Below are 1,742 nucleotides of genomic sequence, written 5' to 3' on the forward strand. Positions count from 1 at the left end.
AAAGACTCCTTAGAAAGGAGGTGATCCAGCCGCACCTTCCGGTACGGCTACCTTGTTACGACTTCGTCCCAATCGCCAGCCCCACCTTCACTCACTCCCTCCCCGAAGGGTTAGGCCACAAGTTTCGGGTGTTGCCGACTTTCATGACGTGACGGGCGGTGTGTACAAGGCCCGGGAACGTATTCACCGCGGCGTTGCTGATCCGCGATTACTAGCGACTCCACCTTCATGGGGTCGAGTTGCAGACCCCAATCCGAACTGAGACCGGCTTTTAGGGATTCGCTCCACCTCACGGTATCGCACGCCCATTGTACCGGCCATTGTAGCATGTTTGCAGCCCAAGACATAAGGGGCATGATGACTTGACGTCGTCCCCACCTTCCTCCGAGTTGACCCCGGCAGTCTCCCATGAGTCCCCACCATTACGTGCTGGCAACATGGAACAAGGGTTGCGCTCGTTGCGGGACTTAACCCAACATCTCACGACACGAGCTGACGACAGCCATGCACCACCTGTCACCCGCCAACCAAATGACCCTGTATCTCTACAGGTCCACGGGTGATGTCAAACCTTGGTAAGGTTCTTCGCGTTGCGTCGAATTAAGCAACATGCTCCGCCGCTTGTGCGGGCCCCCGTCAATTCCTTTGAGTTTTAGCCTTGCGGCCGTACTCCCCAGGCGGGGCGCTTAATGCGTTAGCTACGGCGCGGAAACCGTGGAAAGTCCCCACACCTAGCGCCCAACGTTTACGGCATGGACTACCAGGGTATCTAATCCTGTTCGCTCCCCATGCTTTCGCTCCTCAGCGTCAGGTAAGGCCCAGAGACCCGCCTTCGCCACCGGTGTTCCTCCTGATATCTGCGCATTTCACCGCTACACCAGGAATTCCAGTCTCCCCTACCTACCTCTAGCATGCCCGTATCCACTGCAGAACCGGGGTTAAGCCCCGGTCTTTCACAGCAGACGCGACACGCCGCCTACGAGCTCTTTACGCCCAATAATTCCGGACAACGCTCGGACCCTACGTATTACCGCGGCTGCTGGCACGTAGTTAGCCGGTCCTTATTCCCCACCTACCGTCAACCCCACGAAAACGTGGGGCCTGCGTGAGTGGTAAAAGAGGTTTACAACCCGAAGGCCGTCATCCCCCACGCGGCGTCGCTGCGTCAGGCTTTCGCCCATTGCGCAATATTCCCCACTGCTGCCTCCCGCAGGAGTCTGGGCCGTGTCTCAGTCCCAGTGTGGCCGGTCGCCCTCTCAGGCCGGCTACCCGTAATCGCCTTGGTAGGCCGTTACCCCACCAACAAGCTGATAGGCCGCGAGCCCATCCCCGACCGAAAAAACTTTCCACCCCCCACCATGCGGAGGAGGGTCGTATCCGGTATTAGACGGCGTTTCCACCGCTTATCCCGGAGTCAGGGGCAGGTTGCTCACGTGTTACTCACCCGTTCGCCGCTCGTGTACCCCGAAGGGCCTTACCGCTCGACTTGCATGTGTTAAGCACGCCGCCAGCGTTCGTCCTGAGCCAGGATCAAACTCTCCATAAAGGTCTTGCACCAGACCAGCGTGGGTCTGGAAACCTAGAAGAAATCCTGACCGAACCATCTCTGGCTCAATCAAAGGAACCTCGCACACTCGAATCTCACCGATTCTCGTGTGACGGGGCCAAAACAAACTTGGCTGTAAAAATCGAACACGCGCTGTTGAGTTCTCAAGAAGCAACCGCCCTTCCCGTACAAGCCC

The 1,742-nt window shown here is 58.0% G+C and carries 1 rRNA gene; it reads right to left on the reverse strand.

Going from position 1 to position 1,742, the window contains the following annotated elements:
• Positions 1 to 13: 13 nt before the first annotated feature.
• Positions 14 to 1,546: ribosomal RNA gene (locus ABZ249_RS31860) — 16S ribosomal RNA — on the reverse strand.
• Positions 1,547 to 1,742: the final 196 nt, after the last annotated feature.

This window comes from Nocardiopsis sp. NPDC006139, from assembly GCF_040614155.1.
Taxonomy (GTDB): Bacteria; Actinomycetota; Actinomycetes; order Streptosporangiales; family Streptosporangiaceae; genus Nocardiopsis; species Nocardiopsis changdeensis.